This is a genomic window from Acidovorax sp. HDW3 (assembly GCF_011303755.1).
GTDB lineage: Bacteria > Pseudomonadota > Gammaproteobacteria > Burkholderiales > Burkholderiaceae_C > Paenacidovorax.
Genome location: NZ_CP049885.1, coordinates 932804 through 957924 on the forward strand (window position 1 = coordinate 932804; position 25121 = coordinate 957924).

General features: G+C 65.5%; 24 protein-coding genes. 20 read left to right on the forward strand and 4 right to left on the reverse strand.

Annotation, left to right across the window (positions count from 1 at the left end; all coding sequences use genetic code 11):
- Positions 1-21 precede the first annotated feature (21 nt).
- Positions 22-1275: an FAD-dependent oxidoreductase gene (locus G7045_RS04110; protein ID WP_166157711.1), complete on the reverse strand. Its 1254-nt coding sequence runs from the start codon at positions 1273-1275 to the stop codon at positions 22-24.
- Between the two features lie 40 nt (positions 1276-1315).
- Positions 1316-2683: an amidase gene (locus G7045_RS04115; protein WP_166157714.1), complete on the reverse strand. Its 1368-nt coding sequence runs from the start codon at positions 2681-2683 to the stop codon at positions 1316-1318.
- 160 nt (positions 2684-2843) lie between these two features.
- On the opposite strand from G7045_RS04115, the gene rpsB reads away from it, so the two are divergent.
- From rpsB to greA, 19 genes are all read left to right on the forward strand, one after another.
- The gene (gene rpsB / locus G7045_RS04120) at positions 2844-3596 is read left to right on the forward strand and encodes a 30S ribosomal protein S2 (RefSeq protein WP_166157717.1); all 753 of its coding nucleotides are present in this window, start codon (positions 2844-2846) and stop codon (positions 3594-3596) included.
- A 102-nt stretch (positions 3597-3698) separates the two neighbouring features.
- Complete coding sequence (gene tsf, locus G7045_RS04125) at positions 3699-4628, forward strand: translation elongation factor Ts (RefSeq protein WP_166157720.1); 930 nt, start codon at positions 3699-3701, stop codon at positions 4626-4628.
- A 58-nt stretch (positions 4629-4686) separates the two neighbouring features.
- The gene (gene pyrH, locus G7045_RS04130) at positions 4687-5409 is read left to right on the forward strand and encodes a UMP kinase (protein ID WP_166157723.1); all 723 of its coding nucleotides are present in this window, start codon (positions 4687-4689) and stop codon (positions 5407-5409) included.
- Between the two features lie 34 nt (positions 5410-5443).
- Positions 5444-6007: a ribosome recycling factor gene (gene frr / locus G7045_RS04135; protein ID WP_166157726.1), complete on the forward strand. Its 564-nt coding sequence runs from the start codon at positions 5444-5446 to the stop codon at positions 6005-6007.
- A 24-nt stretch (positions 6008-6031) separates the two neighbouring features.
- Positions 6032-6754 carry a polyprenyl diphosphate synthase gene (gene uppS / locus G7045_RS04140; RefSeq protein WP_166157729.1) on the forward strand — a complete coding sequence of 241 codons (723 nt, stop codon included), beginning with the start codon at positions 6032-6034 and terminating at the stop codon, positions 6752-6754.
- A gap of 26 nt (positions 6755-6780) precedes the next feature.
- The gene (locus G7045_RS04145; protein WP_166157732.1) at positions 6781-7626 is read left to right on the forward strand and encodes a phosphatidate cytidylyltransferase; all 846 of its coding nucleotides are present in this window, start codon (positions 6781-6783) and stop codon (positions 7624-7626) included.
- Positions 7623-8816 carry a 1-deoxy-D-xylulose-5-phosphate reductoisomerase gene (gene ispC / locus G7045_RS04150; RefSeq protein WP_166157735.1) on the forward strand — a complete coding sequence of 398 codons (1194 nt, stop codon included), beginning with the start codon at positions 7623-7625 and terminating at the stop codon, positions 8814-8816. The genes G7045_RS04145 and ispC overlap by 4 nt, the downstream gene beginning before the upstream one ends.
- Before the next feature lie 14 nt (positions 8817-8830).
- Complete coding sequence (gene rseP / locus G7045_RS04155) at positions 8831-10195, forward strand: RIP metalloprotease RseP (RefSeq protein WP_166157738.1); 1365 nt, start codon at positions 8831-8833, stop codon at positions 10193-10195.
- A 46-nt stretch (positions 10196-10241) separates the two neighbouring features.
- Entirely contained in the window at positions 10242-12539 is a 2298-nt protein-coding gene (gene bamA, locus G7045_RS04160; RefSeq protein WP_166157741.1) for an outer membrane protein assembly factor BamA, read from the forward strand.
- On the forward strand, positions 12539-13057 hold the full coding sequence (locus G7045_RS04165) for an OmpH family outer membrane protein (RefSeq protein ID WP_166157744.1): 519 nt from the start codon (positions 12539-12541) through the stop codon (positions 13055-13057). Before bamA ends, G7045_RS04165 begins: the two co-directional genes overlap by 1 nt.
- Positions 13057-14040 (forward strand): UDP-3-O-(3-hydroxymyristoyl)glucosamine N-acyltransferase, encoded by a 984-nt coding sequence (gene lpxD / locus G7045_RS04170; RefSeq protein WP_166157747.1) that lies wholly within the window; start codon positions 13057-13059, stop codon positions 14038-14040. The genes G7045_RS04165 and lpxD overlap by 1 nt, the downstream gene beginning before the upstream one ends.
- Positions 14037-14477 carry a 3-hydroxyacyl-ACP dehydratase FabZ gene (gene fabZ, locus G7045_RS04175; RefSeq protein ID WP_166157750.1) on the forward strand — a complete coding sequence of 147 codons (441 nt, stop codon included), beginning with the start codon at positions 14037-14039 and terminating at the stop codon, positions 14475-14477. Before lpxD ends, fabZ begins: the two co-directional genes overlap by 4 nt.
- Before the next feature lie 14 nt (positions 14478-14491).
- Positions 14492-15274: an acyl-ACP--UDP-N-acetylglucosamine O-acyltransferase gene (gene lpxA / locus G7045_RS04180; protein ID WP_166157753.1), complete on the forward strand. Its 783-nt coding sequence runs from the start codon at positions 14492-14494 to the stop codon at positions 15272-15274.
- A 7-nt stretch (positions 15275-15281) separates the two neighbouring features.
- Positions 15282-16436, forward strand: coding sequence for a lipid-A-disaccharide synthase (lpxB, locus tag G7045_RS04185; RefSeq protein WP_166157756.1), 1155 nt, complete (start codon positions 15282-15284; stop codon positions 16434-16436).
- Positions 16408-17028: a ribonuclease HII gene (rnhB, locus tag G7045_RS04190; protein WP_166157759.1), complete on the forward strand. Its 621-nt coding sequence runs from the start codon at positions 16408-16410 to the stop codon at positions 17026-17028. Before lpxB ends, rnhB begins: the two co-directional genes overlap by 29 nt.
- Complete coding sequence (locus G7045_RS04195) at positions 17025-17804, forward strand: RNA methyltransferase (RefSeq protein ID WP_166157762.1); 780 nt, start codon at positions 17025-17027, stop codon at positions 17802-17804. The genes rnhB and G7045_RS04195 overlap by 4 nt, the downstream gene beginning before the upstream one ends.
- Before the next feature lie 184 nt (positions 17805-17988).
- Positions 17989-19152 carry a glutamine-hydrolyzing carbamoyl-phosphate synthase small subunit gene (gene carA, locus G7045_RS04200; RefSeq protein ID WP_166157764.1) on the forward strand — a complete coding sequence of 388 codons (1164 nt, stop codon included), beginning with the start codon at positions 17989-17991 and terminating at the stop codon, positions 19150-19152.
- Entirely contained in the window at positions 19153-22398 is a 3246-nt protein-coding gene (gene carB, locus G7045_RS04205) for a carbamoyl-phosphate synthase large subunit (RefSeq protein WP_166157767.1), read from the forward strand. It abuts the gene before it with no gap.
- Between the two features lie 117 nt (positions 22399-22515).
- Positions 22516-22992 (forward strand): transcription elongation factor GreA, encoded by a 477-nt coding sequence (greA, locus tag G7045_RS04210; RefSeq protein WP_166157772.1) that lies wholly within the window; start codon positions 22516-22518, stop codon positions 22990-22992.
- Positions 22993-23132: 140 nt separating this feature from the next.
- On the opposite strand, the gene G7045_RS04215 is transcribed toward greA, so the two are convergent.
- Both G7045_RS04215 and G7045_RS04220 read right to left on the reverse strand, forming a co-directional pair.
- Positions 23133-23882, reverse strand: a complete 750-nt coding sequence (locus G7045_RS04215) for a glycosyltransferase (protein ID WP_166157775.1) — start codon at positions 23880-23882, stop codon at positions 23133-23135.
- Complete coding sequence (locus tag G7045_RS04220) at positions 23882-24355, reverse strand: YhbY family RNA-binding protein (protein WP_166157777.1); 474 nt, start codon at positions 24353-24355, stop codon at positions 23882-23884. Before G7045_RS04220 ends, G7045_RS04215 begins: the two co-directional genes overlap by 1 nt.
- A gap of 32 nt (positions 24356-24387) precedes the next feature.
- Between G7045_RS04220 and G7045_RS04225 the strand changes: the two genes are divergently transcribed.
- A complete protein-coding gene (locus G7045_RS04225; RefSeq protein WP_166157779.1) occupies positions 24388-25041 on the forward strand; it encodes an RlmE family RNA methyltransferase in 654 nt (217 codons plus the stop codon).
- Positions 25042-25121 lie beyond the last annotated feature (80 nt).

Genomic DNA, 25121 nt, shown 5'->3' on the forward strand with positions numbered 1-25121 from the left:
TGCGCCGCCTGCCGGGTTCGGTCAGCGCAGGGCCAGGGGGCTGATGTCGAGTGCCGGACTGCGCCCGGCGATGCTGTCGGCCAGCAGTTGGGCGCAGCCGCTGGCCAGGGCCCAGCCGCTGTCGCCGTGGCCGCAGTTGAGCCACAGGCCGGGGATGGCACTGGGCCCGAGCAGGGGCAGGCCGTCGGCGCTCATGCTGCGCGTGCCGCGCCAGACCTGCACCCCGCCCGAGAGCTGGGCGCCACCAGGGAACCAGTCGGTGAGCACCTGGTACAGGCGTTCGAGCGTGGGCTGGTGGTGGGGGCTGCCGCTGCCGCCGAGTTCGGCGCCGCCGGCGATGCGCAGGCGCTGGCCCAGGCGGGCGATGCTGACGCGGGCGCTGGCATCGACCACGGCAGCGTGCGGGGCCTGCAGCTCGTCGCGCAGCAGGGTGCTGATGGTGTAACCGTGCAGCTGCGCCAGCGGCAGCGCCAGCCCCAGCCCCAGGGGGCGGGCCAGGGCGCTGGCGGCGCTGCCGGCGCAAAGCACGACGGCGTCAAAGCGCTGCGCAGTCTCTTGACCTTGCAGCTGCACCCCTGGCGGGCTGTGCTGGATTTGTCGCACCGTGCTGCCAAATTGAAATTGCGCCCCCAGCGCCTGCGCTGCCTGGCGCAGCTGTTGGGCGTAGAGGCGGCAGTTGCCCAGTTCGGCATTGGGCAGCTGCAGGGCGCCGGCCAGTGGCGCGCTTTCGGCCAGGCCCGGTTCGTGCAGGCGGGCGGCGGCGGCGTCGAGTTCGTGCACGGGGATGCCGGCATCGCGCAGCAGCCGCAGCTGGGGGGCGAGGGCGTTGTGCTCGGCCTCACTGCGCAGCAGTACCAGAGCGCCGCTGCGCATTTCGGGGCTGAGCTGCAGCTGTGCGCACTGTGCGTGCAGCTGGCTTTGGCTGTACTGAGTCAGCTGCAGTTGTTGCTGCCAGATGCTGGGCAGGGGCTCTTGGACGGTGCGCCGGGCCAGGCTGCGCCAATGCCACAGCCAGGCCAGATCGGTGCGGCTGGCGCCGCTGGCAATGCGCACCAGTGCCTGGCGCCCGAACAGCGTTGGGCGCGCCAGGCCCAGGCTGCCGGGGGCTGCCCAGGGGCGCAGCAGGTGGGGGCCGAGCAGGGCGCCGTTGGCAAAACTGGCTTCTTCGGCGGCGCTGCTGCGTTGTTCAAAAACGGTGACGGCGTGGCCGTCCTGGGACAGGGCGTAGGCCGTGGTCACGCCGACGATGCCGGCGCCGACGATGGCGATTTTCATGTTTTTGAGGGTCTAGCCCTTGTTGGATAAGCGCGAGCAGCTATTGTATTTGTAGTGCATCAGCCACCCGCAGGGCAATGTTGAGCAGGCTGTCGTCGCGCAGTGCGCCGTGCCACAGCATCAATCCCATGGGCAGTTCGCCACTTTGGTGGCAGGGCAGGGTGAGGGCGCAGCCGTCGAGCCAGTTGACGACGCTGGTGTTGCGCAGCAGCAGGGTGTTGGCCTGCCAGAAGGCGCTGTCGCAGGCGGCGTCTTGCTGAGGGTCTTGGCCGTTGGCTGGGGCGACGCTGGCGAGCGGGGGTGCGGTGATGGGGACGGTGGGCGAGAGCAGGGCGTCGTAGCCGGCGGTGGCCGCTTCCATGCGTGCGATCCAGTGCTGGCGCGTGTGCAGCAGGTCGATGTAGTCGGCGGCGCTCAAGGCGGCGCCGCGCTCGATGCGCTGGCGCACGCGGGGGTCGTAGCAGTCGGCCTGCTGCGCCAGCAGCGGGCGGTGCCAGGCGTAGCTTTCGGAGGCCGAGAGACCGCCGCCGGCGTTCAGGGTGGCCAGCGTATCGAGTTCTGGCAGGGCAATGTCGTCGATGCGGGCGCCGGCAGCGCGCAAAAGTGCCAGGCTGCGGGCAAAGGCGCGGGCCACGGCGGGCTCCAGCGCGTCGAGCAGCAGCGTTTGCGGCACGGCCAGGCGCCAGGCAGCCAGCGGTGCGCTGCTGCGTATGACGCGGCGCGCGGCCAGGATTTCATGCACCAGCAAGGCGTCGCGCACCGAGCGCGTCATGGCGCAGGCGGTGTCGAGCGAGGGTGCCAGCGGGATGGCACCATCCATGGGCACGAGCCGCGCCGTGCTCTTGAAGCCGACCAGGCCGTTGAGTGCGGCCGGAATGCGAATGGAGCCGCCGGTGTCTGACCCCAGGCCGACAAAGGCGGCGCCGGTGGCCACCGAGACGGCGCAGCCCGAGGAGGAGCCGCCGGGCACGCGGGCCGCGCCGGGCAGGGCGCCGCTGCGTGCGTCCCAGGCGGCGGGCGTGCCGTGGTGCGGGTTGGTGCCGACGCCGGAGTAGGCGAATTCGGTCATGTGCGTTTTGCCGATGAAGGCCGCGCCGGCGCGGCGCAGGCGGGCCACGGCGCTGCTGTCTTGCGCGGCGGCGGGGGCGTCAGCCAGCGCCCGTGCGCTGGCGCGGGTGGGTAGCCCCTGCATATCGAACAGGTCTTTGACGGAGACGGCCAGGCCGGCCAGGGGCTGCTCGGGCCGGGCAGCGGCGGCTTGTGCCTGGGCGCTGGCTGGCAGCAGGGCCGAGAACGCGTGCTGGCAGGGTGCGGCCTGCGCCCGCTCCAGGCAGCGCTGCAGCCAGTCGCTGGCGTGGCCGTGGCCGCCGAGCAGGCTGGCACGGACGCTGTGCAGGTCGGGAAACATGGGGTGTGCTAGAATCGTCGGGTTTAGCTGAAAGCTGCCCGTAAGCCTTACGGTGCAGGAGCTGAATAAATAGCAAACCAGCCCATCAAGGTGTTGCGTCCTTCAGGTGAAGGGGCAAATGTCGGGCTGGATTTTAGACCCAACCTTTGGAGTAATTCTCATGACCGTGACGATGCGCGAAATGCTGGAAGCAGGTGTCCACTTCGGCCACCAAACCCGCTTCTGGAACCCCAAGATGGCCCCCTTTATCTTCGGTCATCGCAACAAGATTCACATCATCAACCTGGAAAAATCGCTGCCGATGTTCCAGGAGGCGCAAAAGTTCGTCAAGCAGCTCGCTGCCAACCGTGGCACTATCTTGATGGTCGGCACCAAGCGCCAGGCCCGTGAGCTGGTGGCTGAGCAGGCCCAGCGCGCCGGCGTGCCGTACGTCGATCAGCGTTGGCTCGGCGGTATGCTGACCAACTTCAAGACCGTCAAGACCTCCATCAAGCGCCTGAAGGACATGAAGGCGCAGCAAGAAGCTGGCCTCGAGTCCATGAGCAAGAAAGAGCAGCTCATGTTTGTGCGCGAAATGGCCAAGCTCGAAAAAGACATCGGTGGCATTCAGGATATGGCCACGCTGCCGGACGCCATTTTTGTGATCGACGTCGGCTACCACAAGATTGCCATCTCTGAAGCCAAGAAGCTGGGCATCCCGCTGATCGGCGTGGTGGACTCCAACCACAATCCCGAAGGCATCGACTACGTCATCCCCGGCAACGACGACTCGGCCAAGGCCGTGGCGCTGTACGCCCGTGGCATCGCTGACGCCATCCTCGAAGGCCGTGCCAACGCCGTGGAAGAAGTCGTCAAGGCTGTGGCTGGCGAAGGCAGCGACGAATTCGTGGAAGTGCAAGAGTCCGCCGCCTAATACCCCGGCTGCGCGACCGGGCGCACAAAAAAGCGGGGCCCCTGGTGAGCCCCCTTTTTTTATTCTGTGAATACGATTTGAATTGATATTGGAGAGATTGCAATGGCTGCTATTACCGCAAGCATGGTCGCTGAACTGCGCGCCAAGACCGACGCCCCGATGATGGAATGCAAGAAGGCCCTGACCGAGGCCGACGGCGACATGGCAAAGGCCGAAGAGCTGCTGCGCGTCAAGCTCGGCACCAAGGCCGGCAAGGCTGCTGCCCGCGTTACCGCCGAAGGTGTGGTCGCCTCGTTCATCGACGGCCAACTGGGCGCGCTGATCGAAGTCAACAGCGAAACCGACTTCGTGTCCAAGAACGACAGCTTCATCGCCATGGCCAAGGCCGCTGCCGAGCTGGTGGCCAAGCACAACCCGGCCGACATCGCCGCCCTGGGCGCGCTGCCCTACGCGCAAGACAGCTTCGGCCCCACGCTCGAAGACGTGCGCAAGGGCCTGATCGGCAAGATCGGCGAGAACATGTCGTTCCGCCGCTTCAAGCGCTTTGACGGCACCAACCTGGCTGCTTACCTGCACGGCTCGCGCATTGGCGTGGTCGTCGAGTTCGACGGTGACGCCACGGCTGCCAAGGACGTGGCCATGCACGTGGCTGCCATGAAACCCGCCGCCCTGACCAGCGCCGAAGTGCCGGCCGAGCTGATCGCCAAGGAGCGTGCCGTGGCCGAAGGCAAGGCCGACGAAGCCAACAAGGAACTCGTCGCCGCTGGCAAGCCCGCGCAAAGCGCCGAAATCACCGCCAAGCGCATCGACGGCGCCGTGCAGAAGTTCCTCAAGGAAGTTTCGCTCGCCGACCAGGTGTTCGTGAAGGCTGCCGACGGCAAGCAAACCGTGGCCGCCATGCTCAAGGCCGCCAACACCACCATCAAGGGCTTTACCCTGTACGTGGTGGGCGAAGGCATTGAGAAGAAGGCCGACGACTTCGCCGCTGAAGTGGCGGCGCAAGTGGCCGCTGCCAAGGCTTCTGCCGCCTGATCGCGCTGCGCCCCCGTTTTCCCCTTCACCTGTAACCGCCGCCTTTGGAGATTTGCCCATGACCACCGCCACCCCAGCCCACAAGCGCATCTTGCTCAAGTTGTCTGGTGAGGCGCTCATGGGCGACGACGCCTTTGGCATCAACCGCAGCACCATCGAACGCATGGTCGAGGAAGTGGCGGGCGTGACGCGCCTGGGCGTGCAGGTGGCGGTGGTGATCGGCGGGGGCAATATTTTTCGTGGCGTGGCCGGCGGCGCCGTCGGCATGGATCGCGCCACGGCCGATTACATGGGCATGTTGGCCACGGTCATGAACGCCCTGGCCCTGGCTGACGCCATGGACAAGCAGGGCCTGACGGCCCGCGTCATGTCGGCCATCGCCATCGACCAGGTGGTCGAACCCTATGTGCGCCCCAAGGCGCTGCAATACCTTGAAGAGGGCAAGGTGGTGGTGTTCGCTGCCGGCACCGGCAACCCCTTCTTCACCACCGACACGGCAGCGGCGCTGCGCGGGGCGGAAATTGGCGCCGAAGTGGTGCTCAAGGCGACCAAGGTCGATGGTGTCTATACCGCTGATCCGCACAAAGATGCCTCGGCCACGCGCTACGCCAAGCTCTCGTTCGACGAAGCCATTACGCGCAATCTGGGCATCATGGATGCCACCGCCTTTGCCCTGTGCCGCGATCAAAAATTACCTATCCGCGTTTTCTCCATCGTCAAACATGGCGCACTGCAGCGCGTGGTGATGGGTGAGGACGAGGGTACGCTGGTGTACGCTTGAGGGCTTTGCCTCGCTGCCCCGCACGGAGAATCACATGACGACCATCGCTGATATCAAGAAGAACGCCGACACCAAGATGGACCAGTCCATCGCGGCCTTCAAGAACAACCTGGGCAAGATCCGCACGGGCCGCGCCAACCCGCAGCTGCTCGACACCATCCACGTCGAGTACTACGGCTCCATGGTGCCGCTGTCGCAGGTGGCCAACGTTGCCTTGCTCGACGCGCGCACCATCAGCGTTCAGCCCTGGGAAAAGCCCATGGCTGCCAAGATCGAGAAAGCCATCCGCGAAAGCGACCTGGGCCTGAACCCCGCTTCGCTTGGTGACCTGATCCGCGTACCCATGCCGCCGATGAGCGAAGAGCGCCGCAAGGAAATGACCAAGCTCGCGCGCAACGAAGGCGAAGCCGCCAAGGTGGCGGTGCGCAACCTGCGCCGCGATGCCAACGACACCGTGAAAAAGCTCGTCAAGGACAAGCTGGCGTCGGAAGACGAGCAAAAGCGTGCCGAAGCCGAAGTGCAAAAGGCCACCGACAAGCGCATTGCCGAGATCGACCAGCTCGTCGCCGCCAAAGAACAAGAAATCATGGCCATCTGACGGCACCACCCAGGGCCGTACGCCATGTCTGCATCTGCCAAGGTGGTGCCGCACCACATCGCCATCGTCATGGATGGCAATGGCCGCTGGGCCGCGCGGCGCTTCATGCCGCGCCTGGTCGGGCACAAGCAGGGGGTCGAATCCCTGCGCCGCTGCGCCCGCGCCTGCCAGCAGCGCGGCGTGCGCGTGCTCACGGTGTTTGCCTTTTCCTCCGAGAACTGGAACCGGCCGCAAGACGAGGTTTCGGGCCTGATGGAGCTCATGGGCGTGGCCCTGGCGCGCGAGGTGCCCGACCTGCACAAAGAGGGCGTGCGCATCCATTTCGTGGGCGAGCGCGCCAGCCTGTCGGAGAAGGTGCGTGCCGGTCTGGCACAGGCCGAGGCCTTGACGGCGGGCAACACCAGCCTGGTGCTCAACGTCTGCTTCAACTACGGCGGACGCTGGGACGTTGCCCAGGCCGCTGCCGCCCTGGCTGCGCGCGGTGAGGCTATTACCGAGGCGAGTCTGGATCGGGCCCTGGCCCTGGCCCACGTCCCCGATCCCGACCTCGTCATCCGCACCGGCGGCGAGATGCGCATCAGCAACTTCCTGCTGTGGCAGGCTGCTTATTCCGAGTTTTATTTCAGCGACAAGCTCTGGCCTGAGTTTGACGCTGCCGCCCTTGACCAAGCCATTGCTGCCTACGCCCAGCGCGAGCGCCGCTTTGGCCAAACCTCTGCCCAAATCCAGGGCCAGGCGGCGCCGTAACACGGCGGCCCTGGCGGATCTTCCTCATGCTCCAACAGCGCATCATCACCGCCCTGGTGTTGCTGGCCATCGTTTTGCCAGCGCTTTTTTACCCCGGCCCGCTGCCCTTCATGCTGGTGGTGCTGGTCATGATGGCCGCCGGCGCCTGGGAGTGGGGGCGCTTGAGTGGCTTTGGCCAGGGCGGGGCCCTGGGCATGGGAGCGCTGTGCCTGCTGCTGTGCGGCCTGAGCTGGTGGTCTGGCCTGGTGCAGCAGCCTTTGCCCTGGCTGTGGATGCTCGGCGGCGGGCTCTGGGTGCTGTGCGGTGCGGCGCTGCTGCGCGTGGGTGTCGCTGGCTGGCCCCGCATTCCCCGCCTGTTGCGCACCCTGGGCGGCCTGATCGCCTTGTGGCTGGCCTGGCTGGCGGTGGTGCAAGCCCATGCGCGCGGCGTTAATTTTCTGCTGTCGGTGCTGACCCTGGTGTGGGTGGCCGACATCGGCGCGTATTTTTCTGGCCGCGCTTTTGGCCGCCGCAAGCTGGCGCTGGCCATCAGTCCGGGCAAGAGCTGGGAAGGCGTCTGGGGCGGCATGGTGGGCGTGCTGCTGCTGGCGCTGCTGTGGGTCTGGGCTGACCAGACCTGGCAGGCGCCTGTGCCCAGTTTTTACACCGGCCTGCGCCAGCAGGGAGGGTGGGGGCTGCTGCTGCTGGCCGTGGTTTTCATGGCGGCGATGAGCGTCGTCGGTGACCTGGTGGAATCGCTCATCAAGCGCAGCGTGGGCGTGAAGGACAGTAGCGGCCTGTTGCCCGGCCACGGTGGCGTGCTCGACCGCATCGACGCCCTGCTGCCAACCTTGCCTTTGGCCATGATGCTGACCGAATGGGTGCACGTATGACACAAACCACCAAGCCCCAGACCTTGACGGTGTTGGGCGCCACCGGCTCGATTGGCAGCAACACCCTGGACGTGGTGCGCCGCCACCCCGGGCGCTACCAGGTGTTCGCCCTGAGCGCGGCGACGCAGGTCGATGCCTTGCTGGCCCAATGTGCGGAGTTCAGGCCGCAGTACGCCGTCATGGCCAGCGCTGCACATGCGGCCCAGTTGGCGGAAAAAATCAAGGCAAATAGCCTGCCAACGCAGGTACTGCAAGCGCCAGGCGCTATCGAAATTATAGCATCGCACGAGGCTGTGGACGCCGTCATGGGCGCCATCGTCGGTGCTGCCGGCCTGGCGCCCTGCCTGGCAGCAGCACGTGCCGGCAAGCGCCTGCTGCTGGCGAACAAAGAGGCGCTGGTGGTTGGCGGCCAGCTGTTCATGGACACCGTCAAGCGCCACGGTGCGACGCTGCTGCCCATCGACAGCGAGCATTCGGCCATTTTTCAGTGCCTGCCAGAAGATCGCAGCAGCTGGGCGACGCGGGTCGATAGCATTGTGTTGACCGCCTCGGGTGGGCCGTTTCGCCAACGCGACCCGGCGACGCTGGCGCAGATCACGCCTGAGCAGGCCTGTGCGCACCCGAATTTTTCCATGGGACGCAAAATCTCGGTCGATTCCGCCACCATGATGAACAAGGCGCTGGAAGTGATCGAGGCGCGCTGGCTGTTCGATATGGCGCCCGAGCAGATCCAGGTGGTTATCCACCCGCAGCAAATCATCCACTCCATGGTGCAGTTCAAGGATGCCTCCATCCTGGCGCAGCTCGGCACGCCCGACATGCGCGTGCCCATTGCCTGTGGCCTGGCCTGGCCCGAGCGCATTGAAAGCGGCGCAGCGCGGCTTGATTTCGCGCAGCTCGCGGCGCTGACCTTTGAAAATGCGGATGCCCAGCGCTTCCCCGGCCTGCACCTGTCGTGGCAGGCGCTGCGCGCCGCCGAAGGCACGACGGCCGTGCTCAACGCGGCCAACGAGGTCGCGGTCGATGCCTTCTTGCAGCGGCGCCTGCGCTTTGATCGCATCCACCAAGTGAACCTGCAAACGCTAGAACGCATCACGCCGGCACGTCCGGCGAGCGTGCAGGATCTGCTGGCGCTCGATGAAGAGGCGCGCAGCGCCGCCCAGGCGGCGGTAGCGCGCCTGGCGGCCTGAGCGGTGAGGCACACATGCTGCTGACCCTCGTTGCCTTCCTGGCCGCGCTGGCGCTCTTGATTGCGGTGCACGAATACGGCCACTACCGCGTCGCCGTGGCCTGCGGTGTCAAGGTGTTGCGCTTTTCGGTCGGCTTTGGCCAGCCGCTGCTGCGCTGGACGAAAAAAGGCCAGCCCACGGAATTCGTCATCGGCCTGTTCCCGCTCGGCGGTTATGTGCGGATGCTCGATGAGCGCGAGGCCCCGGTCGATGCCAGCGAGCGCCACCTGGCCTTTAACACCCAGCCGTTGCACAAGCGTGCGGCCATCGTCGCTGCTGGCCCGTTGGCGAATTTGCTGCTGGCGGTGTTGCTCTATACCCTGGTCAACTGGAGTGGGGTGGAGGAGCCGCGCGCCATCGTCGCCAGCCCGGTAGCCGGTTCGGTGGCAGAGCAAGCGGGTTTGCGTGGCGGTGAGCTGGTGCATGCTGTAGCGGTGGGGGCAGATGAAGTGCAGTCGGTGCGCTCGTTTGAAGATTTGCGCTGGACGCTGGCGCGCGCCACCCTTGATGGCGAGAACGTGCGCCTCGATACATCAGCCCCCGATGGCGGCGCGCACCGCCAGCTGGTGCTGGAGACGGCACGCATCGACGCCAGCGAGGCTGATGCACAGCTGTTTCGCAAAATTGGCATCGTCGGCCCCTGGACGGCCCCGGTGCTCGGCGAGATCATTCCCGACGCTGCGGCGGCGCGTGCCGGCCTGCGCGAGGGCGACCAGGTGCTCAAGGTTGGAAACACCGAAATCGTCGATGGCGCCCAGCTGCGCGAGCTCATTCGCGCCGCCGTGCACAACGGTCAGGGGCAGACGCAAACCTGGCAATTGCGCCGCGCTGGCACCCTGCTGAGCCTGGACGTGACGCCCGAGGTGCGCACCGAAGCCCAGGGGGCGGTGGGGCGGATTGGGGCCTTCGTTGGCGCGCCACCGCAGATGCTGACCGTGCGCTATGGCGCGTGGGATGGTTTTTGGAGCGGGGTGCAGCGCACCTGGGAGGTATCGAGCCTGACGCTGCGCACCATGGGGCGCATGGTGATTGGCGAGGCCTCACTGAAAAATCTGAGCGGCCCGCTGACCATTGCCGACTACGCCGGGCGCTCGGCCAGCATGGGGCTGACGCAGTACTTGGCATTCCTTGCCCTCATCAGCGTCAGTCTGGGTGTTCTCAACCTGCTGCCCCTTCCCGTTTTGGACGGGGGCCACCTGTTGTATTATCTTTGGGAGGCCGTGACCGGCAAGGGCGTGTCCGAAGTCTGGATGGAACGCTTGCAGCGCGCAGGTGTTGTGCTCCTGGTTTTGATGATGTCCATCGCCCTGTTCAACGATGTCACCCGGCTCTTTGGCTAATTCTTTGGCTGCCCCCTGCAAGTACTGGTGGCCCATCGCTTCACTCATGAACACATCTATCAAACGCTTGGGCGTGCGTACCGCTTCGGCCCTCGTGGCCATGGTTTTGGCTTCCCAGGCTGCCTGGGCTCTCGATCCTTTCAAGGTTCAGGACATTCGTGTCGAGGGCCTGCAGCGCGTTGAGGCGGGCACGGTGTTCGCATCCATGCCGCTGCGCGTGGGCGAGGAATACAACGACGAAAAAGGCTCGGCAGCCATTCGTGCACTGTTCGCCCTGGGCCTGTTCAAGGACGTGCGCCTCGAAGCCGATGGCCATGTGCTGGTGGTGGTGGTGCAGGAGCGCCCGAGCATCGCCAACGTGGAATTTGCCGGCACCAAGGAGTTCGACAAAGACGCACTGACCAAGGCCATGCGCGACGTCGGCCTGGCCGAAGGGCGCCCGTTCGACAAGGCGCTGGCCGACCGCGCCGAGCAGGAGCTCAAGCGCCAGTACATCAACAAAAGCCTCTACGGCGCCGAGGTCGTCACTACCGTGACGCCGATCGAGCGCAACCGCGTCAACCTCACTTTTACCGTGGTCGAAGGCGAGCCCGCGCGTATCAAGGACATCCACGTCGTTGGCAACAAGGCGTTCAGCGAGTCCACGCTCAAGGGCCTGTTTGATTTGGACACCGGCGGCTGGCTGAGCTGGTACACCAAGAGCGACCGTTACGCCCGTACCAAGCTCAATGCTGACCTGGAAACCCTGCGCTCGTACTATCTGCAGCGCGGCTATCTTGAGTTCCGCATCGACTCCACCCAGGTGGCCATCTCGCCGGACAAGCAGGACATTGCCATCACCATCAACGTGACCGAGGGCGATCGTTTCGTCGTCTCTGCCGTCAAGCTCGAAGGCAACTACCTCGATCGCGACGATGAGTTCAAGTCGCTGGTGACGATCGAGCCCGGCGCGCCCTACAACGCCGACAAGGTGGCTGAAACCACCAAGGCTTTTACGGAGCACTTTGGCAATTTTGGCTACGCCTTTGCGCGCGTCGAGGCCGTGCCCGAGATCGACCGTAGCACCAACCGCGTCGCCATCGCGCTGCGCGCCGAACCCTCGCGCCGCGCTTACGTGCGCCGCATCCAGGTCAGCGGCAACAACCGCACGCGCGATGAAGTCATCCGCCGTGAATTCCGCCAGTACGAAGCCTCCTGGTACGACGGCGACCGGATCAAGCTCTCGCGCGACCGTGTGGATCGCCTGGGCTATTTCACCGAGGTCAACGTAGAAACCCAGGATGTTCCTGGCTCGCCCGATCAGGTCGATCTGGTGGTCAACGTAGCCGAAAAACCCACCGGCTCGCTGCAGCTGGGCGCGGGTTTTTCCAGTGCTGAGAAAGTCTCGCTCTCGTTCAGCATCAAGCAGGACAACGTCTTTGGCTCGGGCAACTACCTGGGTGTGGATGTGAACACCAGCAAGTACCGCCGGACTTTTGTGTTCTCTACCACCGATCCGTATTTCACGCAAAGCGGCATCTCGCGTACCCTCGATCTGTACTACCGCACCGACAGGCCCTACGACGAACAAGGCGGCAGCTACCAGCTTGTCACCACCGGCACCAGCATCCGCTTTGGCGTGCCGTTCAGCGAGGTCGATACCGTGTTCCTGGGTGGCGGCTTCGAGCAGACCAAGATCAAGCCTGGCACCAACATCCCGGCCTACTACTTGGCCTACGCCGACACCTACGGCTACACCAGCAACGCCATTCCCCTGACCCTGGGCTGGTCGCGCGACGACCGCGACAGCGCCCTGGCGCCGAATTCGGGCCGCTATCAGCGCCTGAACTCCGAATGGTCGGCCGCTGGCGATGCACGTTACGTGCGCGCCAACTATCAGTACCAGCAGTACGTGCCGCTGAATAAAAAATTCACCTTGGCCTTCAACGGTGAACTCGGTCTGGGCAAGGGCATTGGTGGGCGCCCGTTCCCGGTGTTCAAGAATTTTTACTCCGGCGGCCTGGGTTCGGTGCGTGGTTTTGACCAAGGCACGCTGGGCCCGCGCGACATCACTGGTGCCTCCATCGGCGGGCCGAAAAAGGTCACGCTCAATGCCGAGCTGATCGCGCCCTTCCCCGGCGCCGGCAACGACCGCACGCTGCGCGTGTTTGGCTTCGTCGATGCCGGCAACGTCTTTGGCGACAACGAAAAAATGAGCATGAGCGATATGCGCGCCTCGGCCGGCCTGGGTCTGTCGTGGATCTCGCCGCTCGGCCCACTGCGCTTGGCCTATGCCCAGCCGGTGCGTAAGCAAGCTGGCGATAAAATCCAAAAACTGCAATTCCAAATCGGGACATCCTTCTAATGAAATCCTTTGCTCGTCATTTCTCCCTGGCTGTTTTGCTCGGCTCCCTGGCCGTGGCTGCGCCCCTGGCCGCCCATGCAGAAGAATTCAAGGCCGGTTTCGTCAACACCGACCGCCTGTTCCGTGAAGCCAATGCCGCCAAAGCTGCCCAGACCAAGCTGGAGCAGGAATTTGCCAAGCGCGAGAAGGAGTTGGTCGATATGGGCAACACCCTGAAGTCGGCGACGGAAAAATTCGAGCGTGATGCCCCCACCATGGCCGAGAGCCAGCGCCAGGCACGCCAGCGCCAGCTGGTCGATCAAGACCGTGACTTCCAGCGCAAGCGCCGTGAGTTCCAGGAAGACCTGAGCGCACGCAAGAACGAAGAGCTGGGCCAGGTGCTCGAACGCGCCAACAAGGTCGTCAAGCAAGTCGCTGAGGCCGAGAAGTACGACGTCATCCTGCAAGAAGCCGTCTACATCAACCCCAAGCACGACATCACCGACAAGGTGCTCAAGGCGCTCAACGCTGCCAAGTGATGCAGCTCGGGCAGATTGTTGATGCGCTCGGCGGAACATTGATCGGGGCCGGGCGTGATGTGGAAATTACCCGCATCGCGCCGCTCGATTCCGCCGGCCCCGGGGATTTGAGTTTTCTCAGCAACCCACGCTACCAACAGCAGCTGGCCGCCTCCGAGGCGGCCTGTGTCATTGTGGCGCCGGCGCTGCAGGAGGCGGCGCAGGCGCGCGGCGCCTGCATCGTCGCTGACAACCCCTATGCCTACTTTGCCCGCGCCACCCAGCTGTGGCGCGCGCAGCAGGGCCGGGGGGCGCAGCCAGGCATCCATGCCAGCGCTGTGGTGCACTCCGAGGCGCAGGTCGATCCGACGGCGTGCATCGGCCCGCTGTGCGTGGTCGAGCGTGGTGCGCGCATTGGAGCGGGTAGCTGGCTCAAGTCGCGCGTCACGGTGGGCGAGGATTGCACCATCGGCGCGCGCTGCATCGTGCACGCAGGCGTGGTCATTGGTGCCGACGGCTTTGGCTTTGCGCCCGAGGATGGGCGCTGGGTGAAGATCGAGCAGCTGGGCGCGGTGCGCATTGGCGACGACGTTGAAATTGGCGCCAATACCTGCATCGACCGGGGGGCGCTGGACGACACCGTGATTGAACAGGGCGTGAAACTCGACAATCTGGTGCAGATCGGCCACAACGTCCATGTGGGCGCACACGCCGCCATGGCCGGCTGCGTTGGCGTTGCTGGCAGCGCGCGCATCGGTGCGCATTGCACCGTCGGCGGCGGCGGCATCGTGCTCGGGCATTTGACCCTGGCCGACAACGTCCACGTCTCGGCCGCCACCACCGTCACGCGCTCGCTGTCCCAGCCTGGCCTGTACACCGGCATGTTTCCCACCGACGAGAACGCGAAGTGGGAAAAAAACGCTGCCACCCTCAAACAACTGCACAGTCTGCGCGAGCGCATCAAGGCGCTGGAGCAGGCGCTGAAACGAACGGAAACCCCATGATGGACATCCACGCAATCCTCAAGCAACTACCGCACCGCTACCCCTTTTTGCTGGTGGACAAGGTGGTCGAGCTCGAGCGCAACCAGCGCATCCGCGCCATCAAGAACGTGACGTTCAACGAGCCCTATTTCATGGGCCACTTCCCGGGCCGTCCGGTGATGCCGGGCGTGCTCATCCTCGAAGCGCTGGCGCAGGCCGCCGGCCTGCTGGCCTTTGACGCCATGGGCCAGGTGCCTGACGAGAGCAATATCTACTACTTCGTCGGCATCGACGGTGCGCGCTTCAAGCGCCCCGTGGAGCCGGGCGACCAGCTCATTCTCGACATTACCATCGACCGCGTGCGCGGCGGCATCTGGAAGTTCAACGGCGTGGGCCGCGTGGGCGATGAGGTCGCCTGCGAAGCCCAGCTGATGTGCACCATGCGCAACGTGGGCTGAAGCAGGGCGCTGCCGTGAGTCTGATCCACCCCACCGCCCTCGTGGCCGCCGGCGCCGAGCTGGCCGCTGACGTCACCGTGGGCCCCTACGCCGTCATTGGCGCGCAGGTGCGCATCGGCGCCGGCACCAGCGTGGGCGCGCATTGCGTGATCGAGGGTGACACCACCATCGGCGCGAACAACCGCATTTTTCAGTTTGCCAGCCTGGGCGCGGCGCCGCAGGACAAGAAATACGCTGGCGAACCCACGCGCCTGGTGATTGGCGACGGCAACACCATCCGCGAGTTCTGCACCTTCAACCTGGGCACGGCCCAGGACAAGGGCGTGACCACCATCGGCAACGACAACTGGATCATGGCCTACGTGCACATTGCGCACGACTGCGTGGTGGGCGACCACACCATCTTGGCCAACAACGCCACGCTCGCCGGCCATGTGCGTGTCGATGACTGGGCCATCATCGGCGGCCTCACGGGCGTGCACCAGTTCACCCAGGTGGGCGCGCACGTCATGGCCGGTTTTGCCAGCCACATCTCGCAGGACGTGCCGCCCTTCATGATGGTGGACGGCAACCCCCTGGCCGTGCGCGGCCTGAACCTGGAGGGCCTGCGCCGGCGCGGCTTTGCGCCCGAGCGCCTGGCGGCCATCAAGCAGATGCACCGCCTGCTCTACCGCCAGGGCCTGACGCTGGACGCTGCGCGCGCCGCCATTGCTGCGCTCGACATGCCCGAGGCGGCCGAGGACGTGGCGCGCATGTCCGCCTTCCTGGGCCAATCGACGCGCGGCATCGCGCGCTAGTACGGCCATGACAGACCCCCGCATCGCCATGGTGGCGGGCGAGGCCTCCGGCGATCTGCTGGCGGGCCTGCTGCTCGACGGTTTGCAGGCGCGCTGGCCTGGCCTTTCGGCCCAGGGCATTGGCGGCGCGCAGATGGCGCAGCGCGGCTTTGACGCCTGGTGGCCGAGCGACAAGCTGGCCGTGCATGGCTACAGCCTGGAGCTGCTGCGGCGCATTGGCGAGATTTTTGCCATCCGCCGCCGGCTGCGCGCGCGCCTGCTGGCCGAGCGCCCAGCGGCCTTCATCGGCGTCGATGCGCCGGACTTCAACCTGGGGCTGGAGCAGGACTTGCGCGCCGCCGGCGTCAAGACCGTGCATTTCGTCTGCCCCTCGATCTGGGCCTGGCGGCCCGAGCGGGTGGAGAAAATCCGCCGCGCCGCCGACCATGTGCTGTGCCTGTTTCCCTTCGAGCCCGATTTGCTGGCGCAGCATGGCATTGCCGCCAGCTACGTCGGCCACCCGCTGGCGGGCGTCATACCGCTGCAACCCGACCGCGCAGCAGCGCGGGCGCAGCTCGGCCTGGCGCCAGGCGATGAGGTGCTGGCGCTGCTGCCCGGCAGCCGCCGGGCCGAGGTGCAGTACCTCGCCCCCCTGTTCTTTCAGGCTGCGGCGCTTATCCTGCAAGCGCGAGCAGCTATCAAAATCGTAGTGCCGGCAGTGCCTGCGCTGCAAGCGCGCATTGCTGCGCTGGCGCAGCAGGCCGGATTGGCGCAGCGGGTGCAGATCGTCACCGGCCAGTCGCACACCGTGCTCGCGGCCTGCGACGCCACCTTGATTGCCAGCGGCACGGCGACGCTGGAAGCGGCGCTGTTCAAGCGCCCCATGGTCATCGCCTACCGGATGCATCCCTGGAGCTGGCGCCTGATGCGCGGCAAGCAGCTGCAACCCTGGGTGGGCTTGCCCAACATCCTGTGCCGCGACTTCGTCGTGCCCGAACTGATCCAGGACGCGGCCCAGCCCCAGGCCCTGGCCGACGCCTGCCTGCAGTGGCTCGCCGATGGCCGCCAGCGCAGCACCCGTGTGCTGGCGCTGGAACACCGTTTTACGGCGCTGCACCACGAGCTGCGGCGCGATACCCCCCGATTGGCGGCTGATGCGATCGAAAAAGTCCTACGCTCCTGAACCCTGGCAAGCGAGCCTGCCCTGGCACCCGCCTGGCCTGGTGGCCGGGGTGGATGAGGCCGGGCGCGGGCCGCTGGCCGGGCCGGTGGTGGCGGCAGCCGTCATCCTTGACGACCACCAGCCGATTGCCGGCCTCGATGACTCCAAGAAGCTCAGCGCGGCGCGGCGCGAGCGCCTGTACGACGAAATCCGTGCCAAGGCGCTGTGCTGCAGCATTGCCGAGGCCAGCGTCGAGGAAATCGACCGTCTCAACATCCTGCAGGCGACGCTGTTGGCGATGCGCCGCGCCGTGCTCGGGCTGCGCCTCAAGCCCGTGCTGGTGCTGGTCGATGGTAACCGCCTGCCGCCGCTGGAGATGCCGGCCGAGGCCATCGTCAAGGGCGATGCGCGGGTGCAGGCGATTTCGGCGGCGTCCATCCTTGCCAAGGTGCACCGCGACCGCTGGTGTGCCGAGCTGCACCAGCGCTACCCCCAATACGGTTTCTCGGGCCACAAGGGCTATGGCACGGCGCTGCACCTGGCGGCGCTGCGCGAGCATGGCGCCTGCCCCGAGCACCGGCGCAGCTTTGCCCCCGTGGCCCACGTGCTATGAACGCAACCTTCATCCATTCGCGCGACAACCCCCTGCTCAAAGACCTGCGCCGCCTGGCGCAAGACAGCACGGCTTACCGCAAGCAGGGCCGGGTGTGGCTCGAAGGCGACCACCTGTGCCGCGCCCTGCTGGCGCGCGGCGGGCGCCCGGCGCTGGCCGTGTTTACAGAGTCTTTTTGGCCGCTAGCGCAGGCGCAGTATGCGCAAGCAGCTCCTAAAATCATAGTGATTGCTGATGCCCTGTGGGCCGGCATCAGCGCTCTGGAGGCACCGGTGCGCGAGGGCATGGGCTTTGTCCTGGCGCTGCCGGATGCGCCCGCGCTGCAACCCGCGCTGCCCACCGTGGTGCTCGACCGCCTGCAGGATGCGGGCAACGTCGGCTCCATCCTGCGCAGTGCCAGCGCTTTTGGTTTTGCCCAGGTGGCAGCCCTCAAGGGCACGGCGGCGCTGTGGTCGGCCAAGGTGCTGCGCGCGGGCATGGGGGCGCATTTCGGCCTGCGCCTGGTCGAAGGGCTGGCGCCGGACGATATTGCTGCCCTGGGGTTGCCGCTCTTGGCCACCAGCTCGCACCAGGGCGATTTTTTGCACCAGGCCCGCCTGCCCTGGCCCTGCGGCTGGCTGCTGGGGCACGAAGGGCAGGGCGTGGGCCCGCAGCTGCAGGCGCTGGCGACGCAGCACATTCGCATCGCGCAGCCGGGGGGTGAGGAGTCGCTCAATGTCGCGGCGGCGGCGGCCATTTGCCTGCACGCCAGCGGCAGCCAGCGCCTGTGCGGGTAACCCACTAGCGCACGGGTTCTTTGCCCGGCGCCGCCGAGCTGACGCGGAGCCTACAAGCTACAATAGGCGGCTTTCCCGCCAAAACGTCGCCCGGCCGCACTCAAAGCAAACCTTCACAAACAGCAGTCCCCCAGGAGCGTTCTTCTGCGGGACACCGGGCGACCCGCAACATTCGGAGAACCCAGTGCTTTTGTCTCTCAAGGGAGCTTTCCCACCCGCCATCCTGGCGCTCGCAGACGGCACGGTCTTTATCGGCAACTCGATCGGTGCCACCGGCACCACCGTCGGTGAAGTGGTGTTCAACACCTCGCTCACCGGCTACCAGGAAATCCTCACCGACCCCAGCTACTGCCAGCAGATCGTGACGCTCACGTATCCGCACATTGGCAACTATGGCGTCAACCCCGAGGACGTCGAGGCCGAGAAGATCCACGCTGCCGGCCTCATCATCAAAGACCTGCCGCTGATCGCCAGCAACTTTCGCAGCCACCAGAGCCTGCACGAATACCTGCGCGACGGCAGCACGGTGGCGATTGCCAACATCGACACGCGCCGCCTCACCCGCCTGCTGCGCGACAAGGGCGCTCAAAACGGCGCCATCGTCGGCCTGGCCGCTGGCGAGGCGGTGACGCCCGAGCGCATTGCCGCTGCCGTCGCCGCCGCCCAGGGGGCGCCCGACATGAATGGCCTGGACCTGGCCAAGGTGGTGACCACCACCCGCAGCTACACCTGGGACGAGACCGAATGGCAGCTCGGCCAGGGCTATGGCCAGCAGGGCGCGCCGCGCTTCAAGGTCGTGGCGTACGACTTTGGCGTCAAGCGCAACATCCTGCGCATGTTGGCCGAACGCGGCTGCGCACTCACCGTGGTGCCGGCGCAAACCCCGGCGGCCGAGGTGCTGGCCCTGAGTCCGGACGGCATTTTCCTCTCCAACGGCCCGGGCGACCCGGCTGCCTGCGACTACGCCATTGCTGCCGTGCAGCAAATCTTGCACAGCGGCGTGCCCACCTTCGGCATCTGCCTGGGGCACCAGATCATGGCCCTGGCCGCAGGCGCCAAGACCTTCAAGATGGCCAACAGCCACCACGGTGCCAACCACCCGGTCAAAGACCTCGACAGCGGCCGCGTCAGCATCACCAGCCAGAACCACGGCTTTGCAGTGGACATGGCCACGCTGCCCGCGCACCTGCGCGCCACGCACGTGAGCCTGTTCGACGGCACGCTGCAGGGCCTGGAGTTCACCGACCGCCCCGCCTTCTGCTTCCAGGGCCACCCCGAGGCTTCGCCCGGCCCGCAAGACATCGCCTATCTGTTCGACCGCTTCACCGCGCTGATGGAGAAAAAGTAAATGCCCAAGCGCACTGACATCAAAAGCATCCTCATCATTGGCGCCGGCCCGATCGTCATCGGCCAGGCCTGCGAGTTCGATTACTCCGGCGTGCAGGCCTGCAAGGCGCTGCGCGAGGAGGGCTACAAGGTCATCCTGATCAACAGCAACCCCGCCACGATCATGACCGACCCGGCCACGGCCGACGTCACCTACATCGAGCCCATCACCTGGCAGACGGTCGAGAAGATCATCGCCAAGGAGCGCCCCGACGCCATCTTGCCGACCATGGGCGGGCAGACGGCGCTCAACTGCGCGCTCGACCTGTGGAAGCACGGCGTGCTCAACAAGTACAAGGTCGAGCTCATTGGCGCCAAGCCCGAAGCCATCGACAAGGCCGAGGACCGCCTCAAGTTCAAGGACGCCATGACGCGCATCGGCCTGGGCAGCGCGCGCTCGGGCATTGCCCACAGCATGGACGAAGCCTGGGCAGTGCAAAAGAGCGTCGGCTTTCCCACCGTGATCCGCCCGAGCTTCACGCTTGGCGGCACGGGCGGCGGCATTGCCTACAACCCCGAGGAATTCGAGACCATCTGCAAGCGCGGCCTGGAGGCTTCGCCGACCAACGAGCTCTTGATTGAAGAGTCGCTCCTGGGCTGGAAAGAGTACGAGATGGAGGTGGTGCGCGACAAGGCGGACAACTGCATCATCGTCTGCTCGATCGAGAACCTCGACCCCATGGGCGTGCACACGGGCGACTCCATCACCGTGGCGCCGGCGCAGACGCTGACCGACAAGGAATACCAGATCATGCGCAACGCCAGCCTGGCGGTGCTGCGTGAGATCGGCGTCGATACCGGCGGCTCCAACGTGCAGTTCTCGGTCAATCCGAAGGACGGGCGCATGATCGTCATCGAGATGAACCCGCGCGTCTCGCGCTCGTCGGCGCTGGCATCCAAGGCCACGGGTTTTCCGATTGCCAAGATCGCCGCCAAGCTGGCCGTGGGCTACACCCTTGACGAGCTGCGCAACGACATCACCGGCGGCAAGACGCCGGCCTCGTTCGAGCCCTCGATCGACTACGTGGTCACCAAGATTCCGCGTTTTGCGTTTGAAAAATTCCCCGCCGCCGACGACCGCCTGACGACGCAGATGAAGAGCGTGGGCGAGGTCATGGCCATGGGCCGTACCTTCCAGGAATCGTTCCAGAAAGCACTGCGCGGCCTGGAAGTGGGCGTGGACGGCCTGAACGAAAAAACCCAGGACCGCGAAGTGCTGGAAAAAGAGCTGGGCGAGCCCGGCCCCGAGCGCATCTGGTACGTGGGCGACGCGTTTGCCATGGGCCTGTCGGTCGATGAGGTGTTTGACCTCACCAAGATCGACCGCTGGTTCCTGGTGCAGATCGAGGAAATCGTCAAGATCGAGCTCGACCTGGACAAGCTCTACGCCGAGCAAGGCGATCAGGCCCTGGCCGCGCTCGACGCCGTCACGCTGCGCGCGCTCAAGCAAAAAGGCTTCTCCGACCGCCGCCTGGCCAAGCTGCTGCACACCAGCGAAAAAGCCGTGCGCGATGCGCGCCGCGCCCTGAACGTGCGCCCGGTGTTCAAGCGCGTCGATACCTGCGCCGCCGAGTTCCCGACCAACACCGCCTACATGTATTCCACGTACGACGAGGAATGCGAGGCCGAGCCCAGCAGCAAGAAAAAAATCATGGTGCTCGGCGGTGGCCCGAACCGCATCGGCCAGGGCATCGAGTTTGACTACTGCTGCGTGCACGCGGCGCTGGCCATGCGCGAGGATGGTTATGAAACCATCATGGTCAACTGCAACCCCGAAACGGTTTCCACCGACTACGACACGTCCGACCGCCTGTACTTCGAGCCCGTCACGCTCGAAGACGTGCTCGAAATCGTCGATAAGGAAAAGCCCGAGGGCGTGATCGTGCAGTACGGCGGCCAGACGCCCCTGAAGCTGGCGCTGGGCCTGGAAAAAGAAGGCGTGCCCATCATCGGCACCACGCCCGACATGATCGACGCCGCCGAGGACCGCGAGCGCTTCCAGCAGCTGCTGCATGGCCTGGGCCTGCGCCAGCCGCCCAACGCCACCGCCCGTACCGAGGCCGAGGCGCTGGAAAAAGCCGCCGCCCTGGGCTATCCGCTGGTGGTGCGCCCGAGCTATGTGCTCGGCGGCCGCGCCATGGAGATCGTGCACGAGCAGCAGGGCCTGGAGCGCTATATGCGCGAAGCCGTGAAGGTGAGCAACGACTCGCCCGTGCTGCTCGATCATTTCCTGTCCAACGCCATCGAATGCGACGTGGACTGCGTGCGCGACGCCACCGGCGCCGTCTTCATCGGCGGCGTGATGGAGCACATCGAGCAGGCGGGCGTGCACTCGGGCGACAGCGCCTGCTCGCTGCCGCCGTACTACCTCAAGGCCGAGACGGTGGCCGAGATCAAGCGCCAGACGGCCGCCATGGCCGAGGGCCTGTCCGTGGTCGGCCTGATGAACGTGCAGTTCGCCATCCAGGAAACCGAGGCTGGCGACGTGATCTACGTGCTCGAAGTCAACCCGCGCGCCAGCCGCACCGTGCCCTTCGTCAGCAAGGCCACGGGCATTCAGTTGGCCAAGGTGGCGGCGCGCTGCATGGCGGGCCAGAGCCTGGCCGCGCAGGGCATCACCAAGGAAGTGACGCCGCCGTACTTCAGCGTGAAAGAGGCGGTGTTCCCCTTCGTCAAGTTTCCGGGCGTGGACACCATCCTCGGCCCCGAGATGAAGTCCACCGGCGAAGTCATGGGCGTGGGCAAGACCTTTGGCGAAGCCTTCGTCAAGAGCCAGATCGGCGCCGGCACCAAGCTGCCCACCAGCGGCAAGGTGTTCCTGACGGTGAAGAACGCCGACAAGCCGCGTGCCGTGGTCGTCGCGCGTGAACTGGTGGCCATGGGCTTCGAGCTCGTCGCCACCAAGGGTACGGCGGCGGCGATTGCGGCTGCCGGCGTACCGGTGGCCACGATCAACAAGGTCACCGAAGGGCGCCCGAACATCGTGGACATGATGAAGAACAACGAGATCGCCATGGTCATCAACACCGTGGAAGAGCGGCGCAACGCCATCGCTGACTCGCGCGCCATTCGTACCAACGCGCTCTTGGCGCGCGTGACCACCTTCACCACCATTTTTGGCGCCGAAGCGGCTGTCGATGGCATGAAGGCCATGGGCCATCTGGACGTGATTTCGGTGCAGGAGATGCACGCCCAGCTTGCTGCCTGAACTAAAAACGGCATAATTCGCCGTTGATGTTGAACCCAAACCGCCGCGCGGCAACGTGCGGCGGTTTGCCTTTTGTTGGGCCGCCAGAGGGCGGTCTGTGCATTGGAAAATTTTGCTATGGCCACCATTCCGATTACCAAGCGCGGCGCAGAAAAGCTCAAGGCCGAGCTGCACCACCTCAAAACCGTCGATCGCCCCGCCGTCATCAACGCCATTTCTGAGGCTCGCGCCCAGGGCGACCTGAGCGAAAACGCCGAGTACGAGGCCGCCAAGGATCGCCAGGGCTTTATCGAAGGCCGCATTCTTGAAGTCGAGGGCAAGCTCTCGGCCGCCCAGGTGATAGACCCGGCCGGACTCGACGCTGGCGGGCGCGTGGTGTTTGGCGCCACCGTCGAGCTCGAAGACGAGGACAGCGGCGACCAGGTCAAGTACCAGATCGTGGGCGAGGATGAGGCCGACATCAAACTCGGCCTGCTCAACGTCTCCAGCCCCATTGCCCGCGCGCTGATTGGCAAGGAAGAGGGCGACACCGCCGAGGTGCAGGCGCCCGGCGGCCTGCGCCGCTACGAGGTGGTGTCGGTGAGCTATGTGTAAACTCTTTTTTTGATAGCTGCTGACGCTTGCTGGTAGCGGTTTTCAAGAGGTTTTTGTTCTTGAAGCCGCACGCAGCAAGCGTGAGGCGCTATCAAATAAAGAGTGGTGGCAAAGCGTAGTGGTGGCTTATTCGCACCAGCTTATTCGCGCCAGTGCTCGGCCACCCAGGTAGCGGGCTGGATGAAACGAAAGCGCCGGTTGCGCCGCCCGGCCAGGGCGTCCGGCGGGTTGCACTCGCCGTGAAAAATCACCACCTTGGCGCCGGCGGGCACGAAGGGCGCCTTCCAGTAATTGGTCGGCCAACGCGGGATGCCGTGGTACTTGAAGCTTGGGCACCAGGCTTTGGGCCAGTACTGCAGCTTGCCCTGGCGGTGCAGAAAATCCGACAAATATGCCTGTTCGTTGCGGAAGTTGCGCCGAATCTCGTCGAAGTGGCCGCGAAAGTACTCCAGCACGTCGGGGTGCGCGCCCAGCTCGAAGCGGTACACCGACGAGTTGCCGGTGATGCGCCAGGGCCGCTTGTAGTCGTGGATGATGAGAAATTCGCCCGGTTGGGTGAAAAACTCATCCAGGCTGCCGGTGACGACCACGTCCACGTCCAGGAACAGCGCTGTGCCCTTGAGGCCGTGCAGGTCGGCGGCAAAGGTGGCGAGCTTGTTCCAGCCGCGCTCGGGAATGCCGGCGGGCAGGTTGAGCGGCGGGATCGGCAGGCAGCGCACCTCGGGGCGGATGCCGGTGCCGTCGTCGGTCAGGCAGACGAAGGAAAAATCGCCGTGCAGGTGGCGGCGCACCATGGCGTACAGGCGGTTGACGTACTCGGGGCCGTATTTGGTGCCCCACTTCATGCAGATCACATGGCGCTGCGCGCCTGCGGGCTGGGCGGCGGCCATCAGTCGGACTGGCCCTTCTTGACCGATTTTTGCTTGGGCTTCTTGGCGCGCTTGATCTGGCCGCCAGCCGTCAGGCGTTGGTTGCCGAGCACGCGCAGCTGCTTGATTTCCGGGCGCTGGCCGGGGCGGCCGAATTTGAGCACCTTGACGTCACGCGGCCCGGGCTTGCGCTCATCATCGGGCGCTTTTTCTTTGTCGGACTGCGGGCGCCAGAACACCAGCAGCTTGCCGATGTGCTGGATGGGGGCGGCGTTCAGGTCGTCGGCCAGCTGCTGGTACAGGGCTTCGCGCGCGGCGCGGTCGTCGCCGAAGACGCGCACCTTGATGAGGCCGTGGGCGTTGAGTGCAGCGTCGATTTCTTTTTGTACGGCAGGCGTCAAGCCGTCGGCACCGATCATGACCACGGGGTCGAGGTGATGGGCTTGGGCGCGGTGTTCCCGGCGCTCGGCCGGGGTCAATTGAATTTGGGACATAGTGCGTATTATCCCGTGAGGACGAAAGTGTGATGAAAGTAAAGACTAAGAGCAAAAAGGTCAACAAGGCCTGGCTGGATCAGCATGTCAACGATCCCTACGTGAAAGCGGCGCAAAAAGACGGCTACCGCGCGCGTGCGGCCTACAAGCTCAAGGAGATCGACGAGCAGCTGCAGCTCATCCGCCCCGGCGATACGGTGGTCGATCTGGGCTGTGCGCCCGGGGCCTGGAGCCAGTACCTGCGCCGGCGCCTGGCGCCCGCTGGCGCGGCCGTGGGGCAGCTCCATGGCACCATCATCGGCCTGGACATCCTGCCGATGGAGCCGATCGAGGGCGTGCACTACATCCAGGGCGATTTCCGCGAGGAGGTGGTGCTGGCACAGCTGCAGGCGGCGCTCGCCGGGCGCCTGGCGGACGTGGTGGTGTCGGACATGGCGCCCAACCTCTCGGGCATTGCCGATACCGACGCTGCCCGCGTGACGCACCTGATCGAGCTGGCGGTCGATTTCGTGCAGCACCACATGAAGCCCGAGGGCGCGCTGGTCGTGAAGCTCTTTCACGGCAGCGGCTACAACGAGCTGGTGCAACTGTTCAAGGCGCATTTCAAGGTCGTCAAACCGATCAAGCCCAAAGCCTCGCGTGACAAGTCATCGGAGACGTTTTTGGTTGGCATGGGCCTGAAATAAAACCCTGGTGACCGTGGCCCTTGCTAGGGTAAAGGCCAGGGTATTGGGCTTGAAACCCTAAAATACAGCCCCAACTGGGC

What these genes read in the sequence shown, in the direction of transcription:
- rpsB (WP_166157717.1), top strand. Translation starts at nt 2,844, where the DNA reads ATGACCGTGACGATGCGCGAAATGCTGGAAGCAGGTGTCCACTTCGGC.
- uppS (WP_166157729.1), top strand. Translation starts at nt 6,032, where the DNA reads ATGTCTGCATCTGCCAAGGTGGTGCCGCACCACATCGCCATCGTCATG.
- G7045_RS04195 (WP_166157762.1), top strand. Translation starts at nt 17,025, where the DNA reads ATGAACGCAACCTTCATCCATTCGCGCGACAACCCCCTGCTCAAAGAC.
- G7045_RS04115 (WP_166157714.1), bottom strand. Translation starts at nt 2,683, where the DNA reads ATGTTTCCCGACCTGCACAGCGTCCGTGCCAGCCTGCTCGGCGGCCAC.
- lpxD (WP_166157747.1), top strand. Translation starts at nt 13,057, where the DNA reads ATGCAGCTCGGGCAGATTGTTGATGCGCTCGGCGGAACATTGATCGGG.
- G7045_RS04110 (WP_166157711.1), bottom strand. Translation starts at nt 1,275, where the DNA reads ATGAAAATCGCCATCGTCGGCGCCGGCATCGTCGGCGTGACCACGGCC.
- rnhB (WP_166157759.1), top strand. Translation starts at nt 16,408, where the DNA reads ATGCGATCGAAAAAGTCCTACGCTCCTGAACCCTGGCAAGCGAGCCTG.
- greA (WP_166157772.1), top strand. Translation starts at nt 22,516, where the DNA reads ATGGCCACCATTCCGATTACCAAGCGCGGCGCAGAAAAGCTCAAGGCC.
- rseP (WP_166157738.1), top strand. Translation starts at nt 8,831, where the DNA reads ATGCTGCTGACCCTCGTTGCCTTCCTGGCCGCGCTGGCGCTCTTGATT.
- lpxB (WP_166157756.1), top strand. Translation starts at nt 15,282, where the DNA reads ATGACAGACCCCCGCATCGCCATGGTGGCGGGCGAGGCCTCCGGCGAT.
- G7045_RS04225 (WP_166157779.1), top strand. Translation starts at nt 24,388, where the DNA reads ATGAAAGTAAAGACTAAGAGCAAAAAGGTCAACAAGGCCTGGCTGGAT.
- frr (WP_166157726.1), top strand. Translation starts at nt 5,444, where the DNA reads ATGACGACCATCGCTGATATCAAGAAGAACGCCGACACCAAGATGGAC.
- ispC (WP_166157735.1), top strand. Translation starts at nt 7,623, where the DNA reads ATGACACAAACCACCAAGCCCCAGACCTTGACGGTGTTGGGCGCCACC.
- G7045_RS04215 (WP_166157775.1), bottom strand. Translation starts at nt 23,882, where the DNA reads ATGGCCGCCGCCCAGCCCGCAGGCGCGCAGCGCCATGTGATCTGCATG.
- bamA (WP_166157741.1), top strand. Translation starts at nt 10,242, where the DNA reads ATGAACACATCTATCAAACGCTTGGGCGTGCGTACCGCTTCGGCCCTC.
- G7045_RS04165 (WP_166157744.1), top strand. Translation starts at nt 12,539, where the DNA reads ATGAAATCCTTTGCTCGTCATTTCTCCCTGGCTGTTTTGCTCGGCTCC.
- G7045_RS04145 (WP_166157732.1), top strand. Translation starts at nt 6,781, where the DNA reads ATGCTCCAACAGCGCATCATCACCGCCCTGGTGTTGCTGGCCATCGTT.
- tsf (WP_166157720.1), top strand. Translation starts at nt 3,699, where the DNA reads ATGGCTGCTATTACCGCAAGCATGGTCGCTGAACTGCGCGCCAAGACC.
- pyrH (WP_166157723.1), top strand. Translation starts at nt 4,687, where the DNA reads ATGACCACCGCCACCCCAGCCCACAAGCGCATCTTGCTCAAGTTGTCT.
- G7045_RS04220 (WP_166157777.1), bottom strand. Translation starts at nt 24,355, where the DNA reads ATGTCCCAAATTCAATTGACCCCGGCCGAGCGCCGGGAACACCGCGCC.
- fabZ (WP_166157750.1), top strand. Translation starts at nt 14,037, where the DNA reads ATGATGGACATCCACGCAATCCTCAAGCAACTACCGCACCGCTACCCC.
- carB (WP_166157767.1), top strand. Translation starts at nt 19,153, where the DNA reads ATGCCCAAGCGCACTGACATCAAAAGCATCCTCATCATTGGCGCCGGC.